We start from the raw sequence: 20,412 nt of genomic DNA, 5'->3' as shown, positions 1-20,412 counted from the left end.
TTTCACATAACTCTATTTGTAAAATTATAAATAAATACTTTTTTTGATTTCATAGCTTTAAAATGTTTTAATGAATCATCTAACGAAAGAATTTTGTATTCTAAAGTCTCGCATCCATAAATTGCAATTTTAGAATTTTTATCAAAATGAATCCCCCAACCATATTTTTTAGTTAAAGGTGAAGTTCTTAAGCAAGGCTGACCTTTTGAAAAAATTCAAGTCTAGCTTTCTTTAAATCACTTTTATTTATTTCATTTTTGATAGAAAAAACTTGAAACAAAACATCATCGGAAGTAAACTCATAACGGCTATAGTTAATAAGATCAAATTGCAAATTTGCAGTACTCTTTATTTTAACTTTTTATGGTGATATTTCACCACTTATAGCTGGACAATCTTCAGATATTTCAATAAATGAAGCATTGTAATTAGTTGTTTGTATTTTCAATATAATTAGAGAATTTAAATTTTGCTTTTACTTCAAAAATTAACTATAAATTCCTAAATGTTTAAAATTTACAAGACTTATTAATAATTAAAAATCTAATTATTTTAATTTTTATATCTAATAACCATTTTTCAAATTCAAATCAAATAACTGAAATAAAACCTATTACAATACTAATTAATAAATGCTCTATTTCAAGTGATTTGAATTCAAAAAAAGTGGTTAAAGTAGGTATGTAAATTAATAGTCCAGTTATAAAAACACTTAAACTAATGATAAAAGGAATCATGTTATTTTTATAGAACAAAGTTGTTAGTATTGAATAATAATTTGAGCGATTTACTAAAGTTAAAAACACATTTGAAGTAATAATAACTATGAAAATCATTGTACGAATATAAGCTTCATCAAAAGCTTTGTAAATTGAATATTGGTAAACTAATAGGATTCCAATTGTTATAACTAAACCTTGTATTATGCTTGTAAATATTTCCATTTTATTAAACAAAGAGTTAGTTAACTGTCGAGGAGGTAAGAGCATTGTGGTTTTTTCAATTGGTTCATTTTCAAAAATTATGAAACAAGTAGGACCCATTATTAATTCTAGGAATATTATATGAATTGGAGATAAAATATTTGGGTATTTCCAATTTAAAGCTAATGGAATAATAACTGTAAGTACAATAGGAATATGTATAGAAATAATATAATGAATAGCCTTTTTTAGATTTGTATAAATTCGCCTTCCTATTGCTATAGAGTCTAACATTTTAGATAAATCATCTTCCAATAAAATCAAAGAAGCTGCTTGTTTGGGTATCTCTGTACCTTTTTTACCCATTGCAATACCTATTTGTGAGCAGCTTTTAAAGCAGGACCATCATTCACTCAATCACCAGTCATAGCATCAATTTGGTTTTGAAATTTCAAAGAATTGATGATCTTAAGTTTTGCATCTGGGAACATTCTAGTAAAAATATTAGTTTCCAATACACATTTTCTCAAATCATATTCATTCAACTTCATTAATTCTTCACCGGAAATACTATCGTCATAACCAATAAAGTTAATCTCTTGGGCAATAGCTTTTGTAGTTTCATAATTATCACCAGTTATTATTTTTACTTTAATTCCTGCTTGATAAAAATGGTCTCAAACCATGCTTATATTCTTTTTAGGTGGGTCATAAAATGCAACAATTCCTTTAAATATAAATGATAAATCTTGTTGATTCTTAGGGGAATTATCTCCAATAAAAAAAGATTATGCAACTCCTAAAACTCTATGCCCATCTTTTGTTAAAGTCTTTAAAATTATATTAATCTGTTCTTTTTCAAAAACAGAAAAGTTTGAGACATTTATAATTGCTTCAGGTGAACCTTTTGCTGCTATTATCGTATTTATTATATTATCTCTAAAAATATGAGTCATCATTGGTGGCTTTCCACCTAATGGATATTCATGTATAAGATTATAACTGTGCCTTAAATCAATTTCAACATTCTCTTGATAAGCATTATGTAAAGCAATTTCCATAGGATCAAATATAATTTTACTGCTATTCAACTAATTAGAAATTTCAAACCAGTTAAATTATAATTGTTGAATCTAAATTCAATTGAAATTTAACGTCAAAATATTATTTTTATTACTTTAGTTATAACTTAAAATTAGTACTTAAACAAAATATTATAATACAAAATTCTAAATGGAAATTCAATAATAAGTCTCATATTATTTAGCTAAAAGTTACAATTATTTTAGAATCTTTTATTAATTGTTATAAATCTAATCTATTATTCCTAAAAATTAATTTTAAATATTTGTGAATCACTTAAAATTAAATTTTCTAATATTATAATAAAAACCCCAATTGATTTTACCATTCCAATAACTCCAAAATCTTTTTCTTAAGTTTTGAACAAGGTAAATAATCAGCTTCCAAAATTGGGTTAAATGGAACAGGAGTATCCATAGAACATAGTCTCATTACGGGTGCATCAAGAAAATTAAAGCAGAATTCACTTATCAAAGCAGAAATTTCTCCTCCATAACCACCAGTTAAAGTATCTTCATGAAGTACTAAACATTTGGAAGTTTTTCTTATTGAATCATAAATTGTCTGTTTGTCTAAAGGTAATAAAGTTTGCAAATCAATCACCTCAATACTGTAAATATCTTTAAGTTGGTTTGCCACTTCTATTGCCCAATGAACTCCCCAACCATAAGTAACAATTGTGGCATCATTTCCATTTTGAACAACTCTAGCTTCTCCAATTGGAATAGTATAATATCCATTTGGCACAATCCCTTTAATGAGCCTATACAAATGCTTATGTTCAAAATACAAGACTGGATTAGGGTCTTCAATAGAGCTTATCAACAAACCTTTAGCATTGTATGGAGTAGATGGGTAAACAACTTTTAATCCAGCAACATGAGTAAACCAAGCTTCATTGCTTTGAGAGTGGAATGGTCCTGCTCCAACTCCAGCACCTGTAGGCATTCTTAAAGTAACATTAACCGACTCACCCCATCTGTAATGGGTTTTAGCAAGGTTATTAACAATCTGGTTAAATCCACATGAAACAAAATCTGCGAATTGCATCTCAATTACAGAATTAAATCCTCTTAAAGCAAGACCAAGACCAGCTCCAATTATAGCTGATTCACAAAGAGGAGTATTTCTAATCCTTGCTTTTCCAAAAGTATTCAATAATCCATCTGTAACTTTAAATGCTCCACCATATTCCGCTATGTCTTGCCCCATCACAATTAATTTCTCATTTTGATTTAAAGATTCTGTTAATCCTTCAGAAATTGCATCAACAAATCTAATTTCATTTTCAATTAAATTATCATTTTTGGGTATTGAGAATTTTCTTTTTTTCACAGAATAAACATCATTAATTTCTTCTTGTTCGTTGGAAATAAATGGTAAATCTGTAAGCATAATATATACTGCTTCATCAATCTTACTTTTAATATTATTTCTTATTTGAATTTTTGATGATTCATTTAGAATTCCAGAATAAAATAATTTATTTTCAAAATTTTTAATTGGATCTTTTTTTTCCCATTCTATAATCAACTCACGAGGAACATATTTATTACCTGAAGCTTCTTCATGACCTCTCATTCTAAAAGTCACTGCTTCTAGAATTACAGGTTTTCTATTAACTCGCATTTTTGATGCAATTTTTGAAACTGTAGAATAAACCTCTAAGATATTATTACCATCAACTTGAACACCTTCAATACCATAACCAATTGCTTTGTCAATAAATTGTTTGCATCTAAACTGTTCACTTGAAGGAGTTGATAATCCATAGCCATTATTTTCAATTAAAAAAATCACTGGTAAATCCCAAACTGCAGCTGTGTTAATTGCTTCATGAAAATCACCTTCACTTGCACCTCCATCACCACTAAATACAAGTGAAATTGAATTTCCTTCATTCTTAAGTAATCCATCTAACTCTAAATCAGATAATTTATTATTTTTTTCTTTTAAAAGATTACTCGCTAAGGCTAGCCCATCTGCAACACCAAGCATTGCTCCAAGATGTGAGATCATGCCAATTATTCTATGTTCCAACGATCCAAAATGAAATGATCTATCTCTCCCTTTTGTAAAGCCTTCTTTTTTACCTTGCCATTGAAGGAAAAGCTTATCAAGAGGAACTCCCCTAGAAGTAAAAACTCCAAGGTTCCTATGTAGTGGTAAAATGAAATCTGTTTTTTGCAAAGCCTCTGTTGCTCCAACTGAAATTGCTTCTTGTCCAATTCCAGAAAACCATTTACTAATTTTCCCTTGTCGAAGAAGAATCATCATTTTTTCTTCAATCAATCTTGGCAATAAAAGTGATTTATACAGTTTTAATTGCTTTTCGTTTGTAAAATACATTTTTATGATTTAATTTTCAAATAACCTTCTCTATTTGCAATCCAAGAAGGAATTAATGTTTTTTCAACAGATACAATATCTTGTTCATAATTTATAGCTAATTGTTGGGTTCCTTCGTGTGTATACAGTTCTGGAGTTGGGTTTTTTATACATTCAATTATTTTACTTGCTATTTCTTCAGGTCTTAACAAAGGAATTTTAGGTTGAATAATTCCTTCAGCTTTCGCAATTTCTGACCCTCTTTTAGATTCATATTCAAATAATTCAATCATACTTCCACCTTCGGTATTTACAGCCCAATCAGTTAGTACTCCAGCTGGCATTACAACTGTTGCATTAATATTTGTACCAACTAACTCACACCTTAGCGCTCTGTTAAAGCCTACAACTGCGTGCTTAGCAGATACATAAGCTGCATTTGATGGAAAACCAATTTTACCTGCAATAGATGAAATATTAATTATATGCCCTGAGTTATTAGGTCTCATGTATTGAAGAGTTTTTGCTGTTGTATACCAAAGTGAAAAGACATTAACTTTAAATATATTATCAATTTGCTCTTCTGTTGTGTCTTCAATATATCCAAAATGACCTCTACCAGCATTGTTTATTAATACATCTATTTTACCATACTTTTCAATGATTTTATCTATTGTTGATTCTGTTTCATTTTTTAATGTTACGTCACATTCAATCCCATAAACTTCAGCTCCTTTAATTCTAATTTCTTTTGATAACTCATCTATCAAATTTTTTCTTCTAGCTAGAATTACAATTTTAGCTTTATAATTTGCTAAAGCCAACGCAATAGCTCTCCCAATTCCAGAGCTTGCACCAGTAATCACAATTACTGTTTCAGAATTAATTTCCATTTGTATTGATTTATTTTTGATTTGCAAAATTAACATCAAACAAACAAGTAAAAATTTTCAACAATTTATGATTGATTAAATTTGCAAATTATTTTATAATTATTATTTTTATACTATTGTGATTAGGCACAGAATTCTTTTAGAAAAAGAGATTGAACTATTAAGAAAAGTTATTGTTAATACTACTTTAGCAGAATGTTTTTCCCAAGATAAGAACAGAATTGTAATGCGATTTCTTAAAGGGATTGAATCAATTTTTGTTGAAACTTCAATTGACTTGCAAATTGGATATACTATAATTCTTAATGAATTCAATCGGGCAAAAAAAAATACTATTGATTTTTTCAATGATGCTTTAGGTGAAAAAATTGTAGATATAAATATACATCATTCAGAAAGAGTTGTAAATTTAATGTTGTCAAACAATAAATGTATTTCAATAATATTCTTTGGTTCAGGCAATGGAAATGTTATTTTCACAAACAATAATTTAATTCAAGAATCTTTCCAAAAATTTGATAATAATTTTGATGATATTTTGTTTGGAGAGCTACAAGAAGAAGTAACTTCATTTTCAAATCTATACAAGAATATTTTATTGAGTGATGAAAATGCTTTAAAAACAATTGTTCAATTAATGCCACAAATAGGGCGTAGAATAGCACTTGAGTCGCTATTTAGATCTAATTTAGACCCAAATTTTATTTTAAAAAATATCGATAAATCTGTACTAGATTTATTATTGAACCACATAGATATTGTTTATTCTGAATGTGAATTAAGTAATTTGTTTTATATTTATTATACTCAAAATGAAGTGATTTTTGTACCAACAAAGTTTCTTTCGTTAGAAGAAAAATCTGTGAAAGTTGAAAGTTTTGATAACTTAAATAAAGCAATACGGACTTATAGAGCTATTACAGGAGTAAACTCATCGTTTGAATTATTAAGGAAACAGATGCTTAATAAAGTAACTGATGATATTGAAAAATTACAAGCAACACTAAAGAAAAAAATTAAAATAGAAGAACTCGAAAAGAAAGCTTTTGAATCAGATGAAATTGGGAAGTTAATAATAGCAAATATATTTAGGATAGAAAAAGGGGCGAAAAAAATTGAAGTTACAAATTTTTATGATCAACAATTTGAGATATTTTTAGATGAGAATTTAACTGCTGTTGAAAATGCAGAACGTTACTTTAGGAAATCTAAAAATTCAAAATTGGCAATTGTAAAAAATGAACTTGATTTAGTGAGTACAAAAAAACGAAGAGATATATTAATGAGATTAGAGTTTAAAGTTAAAAATAGTAAAACAATAAAAGAATTGGAGTCTATAAAAAAAGATAATTCAAAATCATTTCGTCCAGTTGGAGAGGCTCATATTGCAGGTGCTCCAGAAAGATTTAGGAAATTTATTGTAAATGAAAAGTACGAAATTTACGCTGGAAAAAACGCTACAAATAACGATGAATTAACTACAAAATTTGCAAGACAAAATGATTATTGGTTTCATGCAAGGGGGAGTTCTGGTTCGCATGTAATATTAAAATGGGATAATTTAAAAGAGAAACCTACTAAAGAATTAATTAAAACTGCAGCAAGTATAGCTGCTTATTTTTCTGGAGCAAAAAATTCAAAAATGGTTTCAGTTGCATATACTTTAAAAAAATATGTTCGAAAACCAAAAGGTTCAGCAATTGGATCTGTTATTATAGATAAGGAAGAAGTATTATTAGTTGAGCCAAAACTACCATAAATAAAATTACTAAAGGATATCATCAAATAAATAAACTCCACTCTTTCCTTGATTCAATATCCATTTAGAAGCAATAATAGAACCTATAGCAAAACCAGATCTATTTCTTGCTCTATGAGTAATTTCAATAGTATCAGCTGAACAATCATAAGAAACAGTATGAGTGCCAGGAGTATCCCCTAATCTGCTGCTAGTTACATGAAGCTGATTGCTGTCAATTTTTTGATGTGATGTTTCGTACAATGTTTCACTTTTTCTATTTACTTCATCGAGTACTATATTTGCTAAAGAGATTGCAGTTCCACTTGGAGAATCAACTTTTCTTACATGATGAATTTCATTTATTGCAATATCATACATCTCTTGATTATTAAACAAAGCTGAAGCATTTCTGATAATTTTAAATAATAACTGCACACCAACTGAAAAATTACTTGCATAAATCAACTTACCATTTTTTTCTTGTATTAATTTCTCAACTTCACTCAAATTTTCGTACCAACCAGTAGTTCCAATAACCATAGGTTTATTTAACTTAGTTAGCTTTTGAATATTTTCTAATACTGCACCTGGATGTGTGAAGTCAATTGCAACATCAAAGTTATAATTTCCAGTTTCAGAAATGGGAGAATCAATATCGAAAATGTCTGTAATTACAGCACCATTAGCTTCAGAAATTTTTTCAATTTCACGACCCATAGCTCCGTAACCCAATAAAGCAATTTTTATTTTTTGATTAATCATATCTAAAACAATTTATCATAAAAAATAATATTAAAATTTACCTAACGTTTTGAATCCAATTTTTTTTAAATGTTTTAAATAGCATTTTTAACTACTACAAACAATTTCAATAAAATCTTTCGGTGGCTTTACTGGTTTGAAATTTGAAGAATCAGCAAAAGCGTGGCAAGTAGTACCAGTAACAAGAAGTTCATTCTTCTCATTTAAAATTTCATAATCAAAGTACAATCTAACACCTGTTAATTTACGCAGCTTAGCTTTTAAAGTTAATACATCATCATATCTTGCTGGCTTTAAATAACTACATTCAACTGAAAGTACAATAATAAAAAAACCTTCCTTTTCAATTACAGAATAAGGCAGACCTTTGGCTCTCATTATCTCGGTTCTTCCTATTTCAAAGTATCTTATATATTGGGAATGATGAACAACTTGCATAGAATCGCATTCAGTAAACCTAACTCTTAGAGTGGTTTCACCAGTGGCAACATAATTACTCATCTTTGTTTATTCTCTTCTAATATTTTCATAACAACATCAAAAGCTGTAGTAATTGAATACTTCAAATGGTTGTTAAATTTATCTCTTATTATTAGAAATGGTGATATACTAATTGAATCGGATTGCTCATTTTTAGGAAGATAAAATATAGTTGCAGGATTTTCATCTGAAAAACCACTAACCCATCTGCCTTTAGATTGGTTTTTTATAATCTCTCCTAAATAAGCTCCAAAGCCTAAGATAACTTCATTTGGTATTGGCTTTGTTGTATAACCCCATTCATTTGAAATTACCTCATCTAATAAATTGATACTATTATAAGTCATGTCTAATGTTAAATCAAAATCTTTCTTAACAATACTTATAAATATGGTAGCAACTTTTTTCATTCTTACATTTGCTGGCTCATGTTCTATTAACTTTAAATCTGAAATTCCTGAAATCATATATTCAAAAATTGGTTTTGGTTCAATATAAATTATTATGAAGTAAAATGATAAAATCAAGTGAGATAAACTATAAACACAAAAAAGAATCGATATGTAGCCGAAAATATTGATTAATTATTAGCAATTAAATTTTAGGAATAAATTTTAAATATTGATATTAGCATCTATTAAATTCAAATGTTGATTAAATCTGTTTTTTTTCTAAAACGGCAAACAGTTCTAGCAATCTTTCTAAATCTACACTTGAGTAATAATCAATGACTACCGAACCAGAGCCAGAATTATTTGATTTAATTTTTACTTGAGTACCTAATACCTGCCTTAATCTTCCTGAAATCTCAGTTAATGTTAACTCTAGTTCGTTGTTAATTTCAGTGGCATTTACATTGTTATTTAACAATTGCTTTAATTTTGCTTTTCCTGCTGTAGCTGCTTGCCTAACTAAATCTTCAGTTTTCCTAACCGATAATGTGCCTTCTACAACTCTCTGCCAAACCTCAAGCTGCAACTCTACTTCTTGTAATGTTAACAATGCTCTAGCGTGACCCATAGTAATTTCTCCATGCCTAACAGATTCTTGAATTTCATTAGGTAGTTTTAGCAATCTTAAAGTGTTTGTTACAGTAGAACGATCCTTTGAAATTTTTCTTCCTAATTCCTCTTGTGTTAAATCGCATTCTTTAATTAGCCTTTGATAACCAATTGCAATTTCTATTGGGTTAAGATTTTCTCTTTGAACATTTTCAATGAGAGCCAATTCCATCATTTCACGATCGCTTTCAACATTAATAATATATGCTGGAATTAAAGTCATGTTTGCTTCAATTGAAGCACGCACTCTTCTTTCACCTGAGATTAATTCAAAACCTCCAGGTACACGCCTTACAGTGATTGGTTGAATGACACCATTTTCTTCAATAGAATTCTTTAGTTCATCGAGTGCTTGTTTATTAAAATCAATTCTAGGTTGAAATGGATTTTGTCTAACTTGTGCTATATCTATTTTACAAATAACACCAACTGATTTTCCATCATCATCAGATAAGTTGGTTTTTGATTCTCTTATATCTGTTGTTAAGTCAGCGAGCAATGCGCCAAGCCCTCTACCTAATGGAGTTTTATTCTTTGACATAAATATATATATTCTATTTTTTGGAAGTCAATTTTAATAAGTATCTAAATCAATTATTCTTAAACAACAATTTATTGAATTTTATAAATTAGGTAATTTGTATTTTCTGTAATAATTTGAAATTCAAACTAACAAATTTTAAGAATTTTCTTTTTTATCAATCAACAAAGAAGTAACAGATTCAGGTAAATTCTCAATTGATACAACATTTTCCTCTAACGTTGATTTTTCAATAGCAAGTTCGGCATTTCTCATTATTTCACTAGCTAAATCTAAATAATTTTTAGTACCAATAGATAATGCATCATATAATATAACTGGTTTGCCGTGGCTTGGTGCTTCACTTAATTTTACGTTTCTAGATATAACTGTATCAAAAACTTTATTACCTAAATAACGCCTTACCTCTGATATAACTAAATTTGATAATTTTAATCTTGAGTCATGCATAGTTAACAAAATACCTTCAAGTTGAAGCTTTTTATTAGCACTTTGCTGAATATCAAAAATTGTTTTAAGCAATCTTCTTAACCCTTCAAGTGCGTAATATTCACATTGAACAGGTATTATAACAGAATCTGAAGCTATCAATGCATTTAAAGTTAAAAATCCTAAATTTGGAGGACAATCCAAAATAATATATGAGTATTTTTTCTTAGCTTGCTCAAGTGCTTTTGATAAAACGAAAACTCTATTCCCCCTTTCTTTTAATTCAGGTTCTGCTCCATATAAATTCATATTTGAAGGAATGATATCTAAATAACCTAATTCAGTTCTCATAATAGCCTCATTTAAAGGTAAATCTTCAACTAGTACTTCATAGATAGTTTTATCTAATTTATGAGCATCAATACCAAAACCGCTTGAAGCATTCCCCTGAGGGTCAACATCAAGCAATAGAGTTGGTTGTTCAGCAGTAGCTAAAGAAGCAGCCAAATTAATGGCTGATGTAGTTTTACCAACACCCCCTTTTTGATTTGCCAATGCTATTATTTTACCCATATATATTTCTTAATTATTTAGTATAAATTTTAAGTTGAAACAAACGTTAACTGATAGAAAAAAATAAATATTAACTAATTGATTTTACAAATTAAAATATTAAAATTCTTTTTAAGTTTATTTGAATTTTTTAGATATATCCTAAAATGTAAATATAACTTATTTCGTGAAACATTTTGTATTGTTTCACAAAAAAGCCAATATTAAAATAATAGAAAAACATAAATAAACATTTATTCTCCTAAGTATAACTACTCTCCATTCTGTTATTTCGTAAGGAGATAAATCCTCATCTACTTCTTTTTCTACTCTTGCTGTTTTTAGTTCTTTATATGAAATGCTCATTAAATAATTTACAATTCCAATAATTGTAAACAAAAATATTTTACCATGTAATAACCAGCTATATAGCGAATTAAATGTAAACAAACTAAATGATTTATTATGTAAAGTAAGTACTACTCCTCCAAATAACATTGCAAAATAAGCCATCCAATTAAACCCAATAAGTCTGCGTTCAAGTTTAGAAATAATTTCAATAACTTTTATATCGTAGTGATTTACATCCTGATAATATTTAACAATTGGAGTTGCTATTCCTGCCATAAACAATACTCCTCCAATCCAAATGAATGCTCCAAATATATGTGCCAGTTTTGCAGTATATCCAAATAATGAGTAATAAAAATCTTGCCAGTTATCCATTTTTTAATTTTATTTAAACTAATTTTGCTACTAAGATAAGCATATTAAATATTTGAAAAATAATTGAAAATACTTTTTACTCACGGATACTTTTTAAGCTCAGATATTAAAGAACAAAAAGTAATGAAACCTTATCCACCTTTAGGGATTTTAGGTTTATCTAGCTATCTCAAACTAGCAGGTTTCGATAACTTTGTTTATGATACTACTTTTTCAAGCAAACAAGATTTGCGTAATTATTTGACCTCTTATTGTCCTGATGTTTTAGCTATTTATACAAACCTCATGACTAAATTCAATGTATTAGAATTAATTAAATTTGTTAAGGAAAATCTAGATTCAATCATTGTTCTAGGAGGACCAGATGTAACTAATAATTATTCTGATTACATTTTAAATGGGGCAGATTTTATAGTTATTGGTGAAGGAGAGCAAACAATGTTAGAACTTGTTCAGCACTTACAAACTACAAATGATAACGAACCAAATGAAATTGCTGGGTTAGTTTTTAAGTCCAAATCTGGTAGTGTTGTAAAAACATTAGAGCGATCTAAAATAAAAGATATAGATACTTTACCATTCCCTGCTAGGGATCTAATTGATATTAATAAATATAATACTATTTGGAAACAAAATCATGGGTTAAGTTCTATAAGTATTAGTTCGCAAAGAGGTTGCCCATTCTCTTGCAATTGGTGCAGTACTGCTGTTTATGGACAAAGTTACAGAAGGCGATCTCCTAAAATCATCGCTGATGAGATTTCTTACTTGAAAGAGCAATACAATCCTGATACTTTATGGTTCGTTGATGATGTATTTACTATAAATAAAAAATGGGTTGAGGAATTTTCAAAAGAAGTTAACTCAAGAAAAATTGTTACTCCTTATGAATGTATTACAAGGGCTGATTGTTTGGATGAAAATACTTTAAATGTTTTAAAAGAATCTGGAGCTTACAGAGTTTGGATTGGTTCTGAAAGTGGATCTCAAAAAATTATTGATGCAATGGACAGAAGAGTAAATGTAAAGTATGTTAGAGATATGATAAAACTTGCAAAATTAAAAGGATTAGAGACTGGTACTTTTATAATGTTAGGTTATCCTACTGAAACTGAAGAAGATATTCTTGAAACAATATTGCATTTGAAAGATGCTAACCCTGATTTCTTTACTGTTACAGTTGCATATCCAATTAAAGGGACTAAATTTTATGAAGAAATTAAAGACTTGATTTCAATTCAATTACCTTGGGAAAATAGCACTGACAGAGATATTGATTTTAGAAGAACTTTTAGTAGAAAATATTATAATTATGCAACAAGCTTTGTAACTAATGAAGTAAACTCATTTAAAAATTTAAATGAACAAAAATATTTGTCTGCATTAATTTGTAAATTAAAATCTAAAATTAATAGAGGCTTAATGAGTTTTTCAAAATAGGTAATTTAGAAACTTTTATATTCTATAATAACTGAAGCATAATAAAATTCTTCATCAATATTTTCACAAATATTTTATTTTAAAATAGAATATTTCTTTTTAAATTATAAATAAAAACTCCCTGTAAACCTCTTATATACTGGCTTGCAGAGAGTTTTGAATATATATCTTCTTCTTTTTTATCGCTGTATAATAAATTTCTTAACCTCTATTTTATCACCCAATTTTATATGTAAATAATATACTCCATTACTTAATTCTCCTACTCTAAAATTCTTTATATGTGGTCCGAAATTCTCATTCATTGATAATATTGTTTTTATTTTCTGTCCTAAATTATTCCACAATTCAATTTCTGTTTTTCCTTTCAGATTACTATATGTTATGCTTGCATTTTCATTTGTAATTGTAAATTTTATTTGAGATTCTTTTTCTGCATTTGTTACTCCTTTTGTACTTGTATTTATTCTTGCCATATATGAATAGAACACCGCATCTGGGTCTGTGTCATATCTTCCACCTACAATATAATCCCCTTCTCCTACTCTTATTACTGCTTGTAAACTTTGTGGTAATGTATCTATTTTCCATTTGAAAAAATTTTGTACAAATCCTGTAGAGTCTGTTTCAAAAAGTATCATTCTTTCTGAGTATGGGTTATAATATCCTAGTGAATCAACATCTGCTGCTTTTCCTACTACTACCAAGCCATCATTTGGTAATAGCTGCGTCTTTGCTCCTATAACTGCATCGCTCAAATAAGAAAGGTATCGAACAGGTTCTATTTGATATCCATCTTTATCTAACTTTGTTATTACTAACATTAATCTGTTTTGTACTATTTCACCAAACCGTGATCCAACAACTAAGAAACTTCCTGAACTTAATTCTTCAATACTATAAATGGATCTTGTAAACGGCGTGATTTGTTTACTCCACATGATTTTCATATCTTTATCTAACCTCACTACTAAACCAATTCTAAAGAGCCTCAAATCATCATGTACTGAATTTGCTATTATTACAAAGCCATCATCTTTTAATTGTGTGATTTTGATTGGTATATACTTTAATTCATTTGGTAGTCCGTCATAAAATTTACCTGTATAAATCAACTTACCATTTGTATCTGCTTTGTAGAAAAATAGTTTATGTGTTGTTGTGTCATCTTTAGGAAAGATATTCCTTCTTGTACACATTACAAACTCATCCTGTTTTGAAAAAGTATGTGTTGTGAAATTTCCAGGGCTAAACATATCTTTCCTATCTTTCAATCCACTCTCTATTTTTCCTGTATTCCTGTTATAACTTATTTGGTTTATTGGCCCTATTAAAAATGGGATTTTATCTCCTAACTCAGATAATTGAGAACCAATGTGAATTCTATTTGGATCGTTTTGTCTCTCATAAATATAATTTGGGCTTGCATAAAGTGTTTGATTATCTGGTAGGGATATATTAGATTTCCAATTTATATTTCCATTGAAATCCATTTTGTAAAGGTTCATTCCTAATGCTATCCTATCTTCAGCAACAAATAATTCATTCTTTTTAGTAATGTAAAAATTGTTTATTGAAGTTCTTTGAATTGTTCCATCTGTATTTGTATCATACATTCTTTTCTCCCACAATATATTACCCCTTTGCCCAATACAAGGCAAAGAGGTTATTGTTATTAGAATAATTATAATTAATGTAGTTTTCACAATTATTTGCTATTTGTTAAGGTTTCATCTCTTTTGTCTTTATTGTATTCTAAGCCACCATAATCACAAGGATTTGTGCAGTCTGATGTGTTTGTTGGAGTAACTCCATTTAAAACTTGACAGTTTGTTGGGGGAGTATTATTACAACCTGGTATTCCTACATAATATGACCATAGAACTGGCTGTCCATCATAACATTCTATTTGTGTTATACAACATGTATAGTTATTCATACATTGTACTGGTAATATTGCACAATAGGGATTTCCTCCATTTTCTGAAACTGGTGGATTACTAAAATCATAAATACAAAACTTGGTACATCTTCTAATTATATATGAATTGGTTACTCTAGGAAACAATTGTGTTCCTGCGTTTAATAATAATTGATTATATAAATCCCATGCTATTGATGGGTTGGTATAACTACTATTAGATATTGGATTTAATAATGCTCTTACCCAATTACATGATCCTATCAAATTAAAACCTCCAACGATTTCTATTTGAGTACTTCCATCTTCACAAGTTCTATATCTAAATCTGTATTGTAGCTTGCAAGTGCTATTTGGGTTAAAAATTCCTCCTAATGAAAATATAGGTACTTCATTTGGTGGTGATCCTATTGGTGGTACATAAAACCAAGCTCCGTTACATGGTGGATTGCAAGTTAAAGTCTGTGCAAAAGTTTTTTGGTAATTAAATAGTGAAATTGATGAAATAACCATAATACAAAAAATTGCTATTAATCTTTTTTGATTGAAGTTATTACAATTTTTTCTACAACTCTTGTTTGTGCTGTGTTGTGCTGTGCTGTGCTGTGCTGTGCTAAATTTCTTTTGTTCATTTTTGAAAATTAAGTTTTGTTTTTGAATTTCAAAATATCTTTTTTTTACACTTTTATTTTAGGGGTTAGGTTGAGTTTAGTTTTCTTGTTTTCTAAACTCCTCTCAACTTGCTTTTTATGTTTGTATTCTTATTATCTTATTTACAAATCTTTCGCCCATCAAACTTATATAATTATTTTGAATTAATTTTCCATTTTATTTATTTATTTTTTGTTTATGCTTACTCTATTCGGTTTTCAGCGTCTCCGTCTTGTTTTATTTTTGTTTATCAAAGTTATCTACTTGCAGTCAAGTTTGAAGTTCCGATGTCGTCAAGCATGACGCATAACGGTTTGCAGCTTTGCGATGGCGGGGATTTTGAGCATTAAACTTCATTAGATGCACAAAGCTTGAATTGAGCACTTTGACTCGTCCTAAAAAAAGTTTACAGTTTAATTAATTAATCCTACTATTAGTTTACAGTTTCTTTTTTGAATTGATATTGTAATATTTCTCTGGTTATTTTAATTGTCTTGAAGTGGTTTAACGCACTGAAAAATGCTATTGATAGAAATTGAGTAGTGCCATAAACCACAAGGAAAATACTGAATGGAATAAAGAATTTTCCCTTGATAAAAAAGTCTAAAATACCTTTGTAGTCATTGTAATTAAGCCAAGTGTAATTGCCGTAACACTTTTCATAAATGAACGAAGCAATGCTGATATTAAATAGCAAATTCAGCATTCTGCGGAACGCAGGATAAACAGATTTGCCCTTTAAGTAATCACCAGCTATGATAAATATTTCGTTCATCTTATCTGAAAATTGATATTACATTTTGTTTTGGTAAATCGTCAAGATTAACATTAAATGTTTCAATGTTGCTCCAAGAAAGTTCAAACCTAGGTGATTTTATATTTCTTGATTTTATGTGCTTGATTGCTTCTGTCCAAGGCACTTTGTAAAACTTAAGAATTTTGTAATAAGGCGTAAATTCTATGATAATTAATTCATCAATTTTTTCGGTTTCGTTTCTGTCAACTGCCGACCAGCGATTATTATTTCCTTCTGATTTGGCGTGTGCTTTCACCTGAATGTGATAACCATTTACATCTATATCCCAGCCTTTCTGAATACTGCTAACTGCTCTCTTTCCATCGTAAATTGTTTCAACAAGCCATTCACCGATTTGACTTGTGAAATCGTGTTTGCTTTTCAAGATGCCTAATGTGTGCAATTCTTGCAAAGAAGTGATATAATTCTCTATGGCTTTTTTTTCGTTGTCCATCTCATTTTATATGCTCCAAACATTCACCGTTTTTGCATCGAACACACGAACGGGAACTTTAAATTTCTTTTCTATTGATTTTATGTGTTTCAAGTCAGCTTCTGAATAAACACCGATGTAAACACTTGCAAGGAATGGAAGCCATTTATCGTTTTCATCTTTTCGTTTCTTTGCTGCTTTGTTGATTGCTGCAATAATGTGTTCGTCATAATTTCCGAAACCAAAACCATAACAAATAAGTGAACCGCCAATTGAAGAAAGGCTTTCGTAACAATTAGCTAAATACTTGTTGTGCACTATATGCGAATGTTTTTCATAATCATTTCCTGCCGTTACGAAAATCGGATATTCCTTTTTCTCCATTCGGGCTTTAATGTTCTCCAACAAAAAATGTTCGCTTGTATATTCTTCTTTTATAACTTCTACGCCTGTATCAAATAATTGCAATGCCCCGTGCAAGTAGTGAACCGTTTGGGTGCTTTTGTATTTTCCCCAACGAAGTTCAGAATATTGTCTTTCATCTTCAGGAATCCATTCGTCACTTTCTTCTGCATCTCTGCCAAAACCATCAATTGCATTTTCAATTTCATTTCGCATTAGCACCCAATACAAAAGCAAATCATAATTGGTTGTAAAGATTTGTCCTTCCTCTGCAAGAAACGAATTTAAAAACGCTGCACAGGCTTTGCTTTTTTCTTCGGGAATTGAAAAAACGTGTTCGGGATGTAATTCTTTGATAGCATCAATTAGGCTTTCTTTAAGGGTTTCAGTTGCCTTTCTGATATTTTGAACAACCTTTTTATCTGCTCCAAAAACTTCTGCAATTTGAGCCACGTTGTCCAATTGCTCCATCAACAATTCAAAGTTGCTGGTTTTGATAATCTGAAATAGCTTTTGCAGAATATCATTATCGAGGTTCTCTAAAAATTTGCTTAAAGCATTGTAAGAAAAGATGCCCGAATCATAAGACATACTAAAACCATTGCCAAGCAATAAGTGTTTCTGTCGCTTTTTATCATTAAGCGATTTTATTACTTCGTCATAGGTATATACTTTGTCTAGGCTCATTTTATTTATTGTATTCAGTTTGTGGCTCTGCTGCCATTGATAAAGTTTCTTCCTCCTTCACGCCCCAAACCTCACCAATTTTTGTTTTTATTTTTTGCTCAAATATTTCTATTAAGCGTTTGTTGGCATTTACCAATTGCATTTCTTCTTCTATGGCTTTTACGATGGTTTGTTGTTCTTCGAGTGATGGAAATGGAATTTCAATCTTTTCAAATCTCTTAGATAATCTGGTTGCTTCATGCTTTAGTTTCTTCTTTAAAAATCCTTTGTACATATCTTGAAGATAAGTAAAAGATAAAAAAGCTTTTAGCAATAAATTTGTTGGTTTTGTTCTTAAAAGTCTTGTTGATTAACAGCATTTTTATATTGTCAGGAACAAACAAAGTTTAATGCTTCCAACAGATAATTGGAACATGTTAGAATGCATCACACTTTTTTCAATTGTTGTGAATTTTTTATGTTTTATAATAATCACTAAATCTAATAATCAGAATCAACTTCCTTGTCAACTATACTTTGTTTGTACAGTTTTTGCTTTGTCAATTTTTAATTGATGAACCAAATGGACCTGCTTTAACTCCAATTTTGGGATCACAAACCTCGCCCAACTCCACCATTTCCCAATCAGGGTTGATGGTAATAGTAGGTTTGTAGTTGTTTACGATTTGTTTGGCTCCGTCTATTATTTTTTGATAGCTTTCTATTTCGGCTACTATTTGTTGTTGTATTTCAAGCGGTGGGAGGGGGATTTCGATATCAGATAAAACAGCTTTAGTAATAAAGCTAACTGTTCCACCTTTTTGAAAATTCGCATAATAATTATCTCTTTCTAATTGGTCAAGACAGTACTTTAAATATTGTGGCATTAGTAAGTCTGTATCGCAGGATATTTTAAAAATATTCCAATGGATTAAAAAATCAATTGAAGCCATTTTTAAATCAACGATTATACTTTTACCTATTGTCCCAATATTTGTTAGCAATACATCACCAACTTTTGGTTTATACTTCAAATGATATTTATCCCAATACTCTTGACTCATATATTTCATATTGTCAAAATCCAAATCACCGCTTGTAATATTTCTTGTCTGAATGATGGGATACCCTTCCATTACAAATTCAACTTTGTCACCAGCTGTATTGATACCTTGATGCATTGAAGTTGTTATTTCAGAAAGTTTTTTGTTTCCCAATTACTATGAGATTGATTTGTTGCTTCAAAATATCTTTCAGCACTCAATACAAAATCTTTATTCCCTAAAACAATTTCCTTTTCAACTAAAGTCGCTAAGCTCGGTAAATCATCAAAAGTCCCATCATTACCCAAACATTCTTTGTAGTCTTCTAAAGTTTGCAAAGCCAAAGGCAAATCGTTTTTGTCAATTTCTCTGCGTTGTGCTCCTAAATCAAAGCCATCGTTTTCAATTTTTAAAAACAAAATGTGTTGGCTTTTTTTCGCCAAGCGTTTGTCTAAAATCAATACCGATGTTTTTACTCCACTGTATGGTTGAAACACACCTGCTGGCAAACTAATTACGGCTATCAAACTATCTTGCACCAACATTTTTCGCAATTGTTTGTAAGCGGTTTGGCTTGTTGCCACAATTCCGTTGGGTACTACAATTCCTGCTCGTCCGTTGCTGTTTAAATGTTCAGCAATATAATCGGTAAACAGAACTTCGGCTTTGTTGGCTTGTACGCCAAATTTTTTGTGTGGTCTGATGCCGCCTTTCGGTGTCATAAATGGCGGGTTTGCCAATATCACATCAAAGGTTTCTTGCCAACGGTCTTCGCTGCTCAAACTATCGTACTCGTGTATGAGTGGCGTTGCAAAACCGTGTAAATACATATTGGCTAAACTCAAGCGTACCATATCGGGGCTAATGTCGTAACCCACAAAATTAGTAGCGAGTTTTTTTCTATCGTCTGGCTTTAGTTTATCGCCTTGGCGTTTGTCGGTATTTTGGTTGAGTATGTGTTTATAGGCACTCAATAAGAAACCAGCTGTTCCGCAAGCAGGGTCAAGCACGTTTTCGTTTTTCTGTGGGTTTACACAAGCTGTTACAAAATCAATAATGTGTCGGGGTGTTCTAAACTGCCCTGCATCGCCTTGGCTTCCCATTACACTCAACAAGTATTCAAAAGCATCGCCCAATTTTTCGCTGTGGCTGTATTCAAACTCGTTGATGTATTTTAAAAACAGTTTTAAGGTGCTTGGGTCACGGTAAGGCAAATAAGCATTTTTAAAAATATTGCGGAACAGTTCAGGAATATTGGGATTGGTATTTAATTTCTCCAATGCTTCGCTGTACAATGCCAGCATATCTTGTCCGCTTAATGATGGGTCAAATAATTTTCGCCAACCGTATTTGGCATATTCGCCTGAAAAGAATTTTGCTTTTCCTTTAAATTTCTCAACGGCTTCTTTATCCATATCGTCCATAAACTTATAGATAAGAGCCAATGTAATTTGTTCAATTTGGCTTTTCGGGTCGGGCACTTTACCTACCAACACATCACGGCAATCGTCAATATTTTTCTTTGTTATGTTGTCTAGCAT

Annotated in this window: 17 protein-coding genes and 1 pseudogene; 2 read left to right on the top strand and 16 right to left on the bottom strand. The window is 29.9% G+C overall.

Going from position 1 to position 20,412, the window contains the following annotated elements; genetic code table 11:
* Positions 1-590: 590 nt before the first annotated feature.
* The 3 genes and pseudogenes from IPP08_01340 to IPP08_01330 form a co-directional block, all read right to left on the bottom strand.
* Positions 591-1,984: pseudogene (locus tag IPP08_01340) on the bottom strand (cation-translocating P-type ATPase).
* 343 nt (positions 1,985-2,327) lie between these two features.
* Positions 2,328-4,355, bottom strand: a complete 2,028-nt coding sequence (locus tag IPP08_01335; protein QQS66846.1) for a dehydrogenase E1 component subunit alpha/beta — start codon at positions 4,353-4,355, stop codon at positions 2,328-2,330.
* Between the two features lie 2 nt (positions 4,356-4,357).
* Positions 4,358-5,227: an SDR family oxidoreductase gene (locus tag IPP08_01330; protein QQS66845.1), complete on the bottom strand. Its 870-nt coding sequence runs from the start codon at positions 5,225-5,227 to the stop codon at positions 4,358-4,360.
* Positions 5,228-5,345: 118 nt separating this feature from the next.
* Between IPP08_01330 and IPP08_01325 the strand changes: the two genes are divergently transcribed.
* Entirely contained in the window at positions 5,346-6,986 is a 1,641-nt protein-coding gene (locus tag IPP08_01325) for a DUF814 domain-containing protein (GenBank protein ID QQS66844.1), read from the top strand.
* A gap of 9 nt (positions 6,987-6,995) precedes the next feature.
* Here the strand turns inward: IPP08_01325 and dapB are convergent, their stop codons facing one another.
* The 6 genes from dapB to IPP08_01295 all read right to left on the bottom strand — a co-directional run bounded on the left by dapB (position 6,996) and on the right by IPP08_01295 (position 11,519).
* Complete coding sequence (gene dapB, locus IPP08_01320) at positions 6,996-7,730, bottom strand: 4-hydroxy-tetrahydrodipicolinate reductase (protein QQS66843.1); 735 nt, start codon at positions 7,728-7,730, stop codon at positions 6,996-6,998.
* Positions 7,731-7,817: 87 nt separating this feature from the next.
* Positions 7,818-8,231, bottom strand: coding sequence for an acyl-CoA thioesterase (locus IPP08_01315; protein ID QQS66842.1), 414 nt, complete (start codon positions 8,229-8,231; stop codon positions 7,818-7,820).
* A complete protein-coding gene (locus IPP08_01310) occupies positions 8,228-8,677 on the bottom strand; it encodes a hypothetical protein (GenBank protein ID QQS66841.1) in 450 nt (149 codons plus the stop codon). The genes IPP08_01315 and IPP08_01310 overlap by 4 nt, the downstream gene beginning before the upstream one ends.
* A gap of 187 nt (positions 8,678-8,864) precedes the next feature.
* Positions 8,865-9,812 carry a ParB/RepB/Spo0J family partition protein gene (locus IPP08_01305; protein ID QQS66840.1) on the bottom strand — a complete coding sequence of 316 codons (948 nt, stop codon included), beginning with the start codon at positions 9,810-9,812 and terminating at the stop codon, positions 8,865-8,867.
* A gap of 138 nt (positions 9,813-9,950) precedes the next feature.
* Positions 9,951-10,814, bottom strand: coding sequence for a ParA family protein (locus IPP08_01300; GenBank protein QQS66839.1), 864 nt, complete (start codon positions 10,812-10,814; stop codon positions 9,951-9,953).
* 186 nt (positions 10,815-11,000) lie between these two features.
* On the bottom strand, positions 11,001-11,519 hold the full coding sequence (locus tag IPP08_01295) for a hypothetical protein (protein QQS66838.1): 519 nt from the start codon (positions 11,517-11,519) through the stop codon (positions 11,001-11,003).
* A gap of 63 nt (positions 11,520-11,582) precedes the next feature.
* On the opposite strand from IPP08_01295, the gene IPP08_01290 reads away from it, so the two are divergent.
* On the top strand, positions 11,583-12,959 hold the full coding sequence (locus IPP08_01290) for a radical SAM protein (protein QQS66837.1): 1,377 nt from the start codon (positions 11,583-11,585) through the stop codon (positions 12,957-12,959).
* 179 nt (positions 12,960-13,138) lie between these two features.
* Here IPP08_01290 and IPP08_01285 read toward each other — a convergent pair whose 3' ends face one another.
* The 7 genes from IPP08_01285 to IPP08_01255 all read right to left on the bottom strand — a co-directional run bounded on the left by IPP08_01285 (position 13,139) and on the right by IPP08_01255 (position 20,412).
* On the bottom strand, positions 13,139-14,665 hold the full coding sequence (locus IPP08_01285; protein ID QQS66836.1) for a T9SS type A sorting domain-containing protein: 1,527 nt from the start codon (positions 14,663-14,665) through the stop codon (positions 13,139-13,141).
* A 2-nt stretch (positions 14,666-14,667) separates the two neighbouring features.
* Positions 14,668-15,393, bottom strand: a complete 726-nt coding sequence (locus IPP08_01280; GenBank protein QQS66835.1) for a hypothetical protein — start codon at positions 15,391-15,393, stop codon at positions 14,668-14,670.
* A gap of 914 nt (positions 15,394-16,307) precedes the next feature.
* The gene (locus IPP08_01275) at positions 16,308-16,712 is read right to left on the bottom strand and encodes a hypothetical protein (protein QQS66834.1); all 405 of its coding nucleotides are present in this window, start codon (positions 16,710-16,712) and stop codon (positions 16,308-16,310) included.
* Positions 16,713-16,787: 75 nt separating this feature from the next.
* A complete protein-coding gene (locus IPP08_01270) occupies positions 16,788-17,849 on the bottom strand; it encodes a DUF4917 family protein (GenBank protein ID QQS66833.1) in 1,062 nt (353 codons plus the stop codon).
* 1 nt (position 17,850) lies between these two features.
* Positions 17,851-18,162, bottom strand: a complete 312-nt coding sequence (locus IPP08_01265) for a restriction endonuclease subunit S (GenBank protein ID QQS66832.1) — start codon at positions 18,160-18,162, stop codon at positions 17,851-17,853.
* Between the two features lie 226 nt (positions 18,163-18,388).
* On the bottom strand, positions 18,389-19,045 hold the full coding sequence (locus IPP08_01260) for a restriction endonuclease subunit S (GenBank protein ID QQS66831.1): 657 nt from the start codon (positions 19,043-19,045) through the stop codon (positions 18,389-18,391).
* Entirely contained in the window at positions 19,018-20,412 is a 1,395-nt protein-coding gene (locus IPP08_01255) for an N-6 DNA methylase (GenBank protein QQS66830.1), read from the bottom strand. Before IPP08_01255 ends, IPP08_01260 begins: the two co-directional genes overlap by 28 nt.

The organism is Chlorobiota bacterium (assembly GCA_016700335.1).
Taxonomy (GTDB): domain Bacteria; phylum Bacteroidota; class Ignavibacteria; order OLB7; family OLB7.
This window is presented reverse-complemented; position numbering and strand designations above follow the sequence as displayed.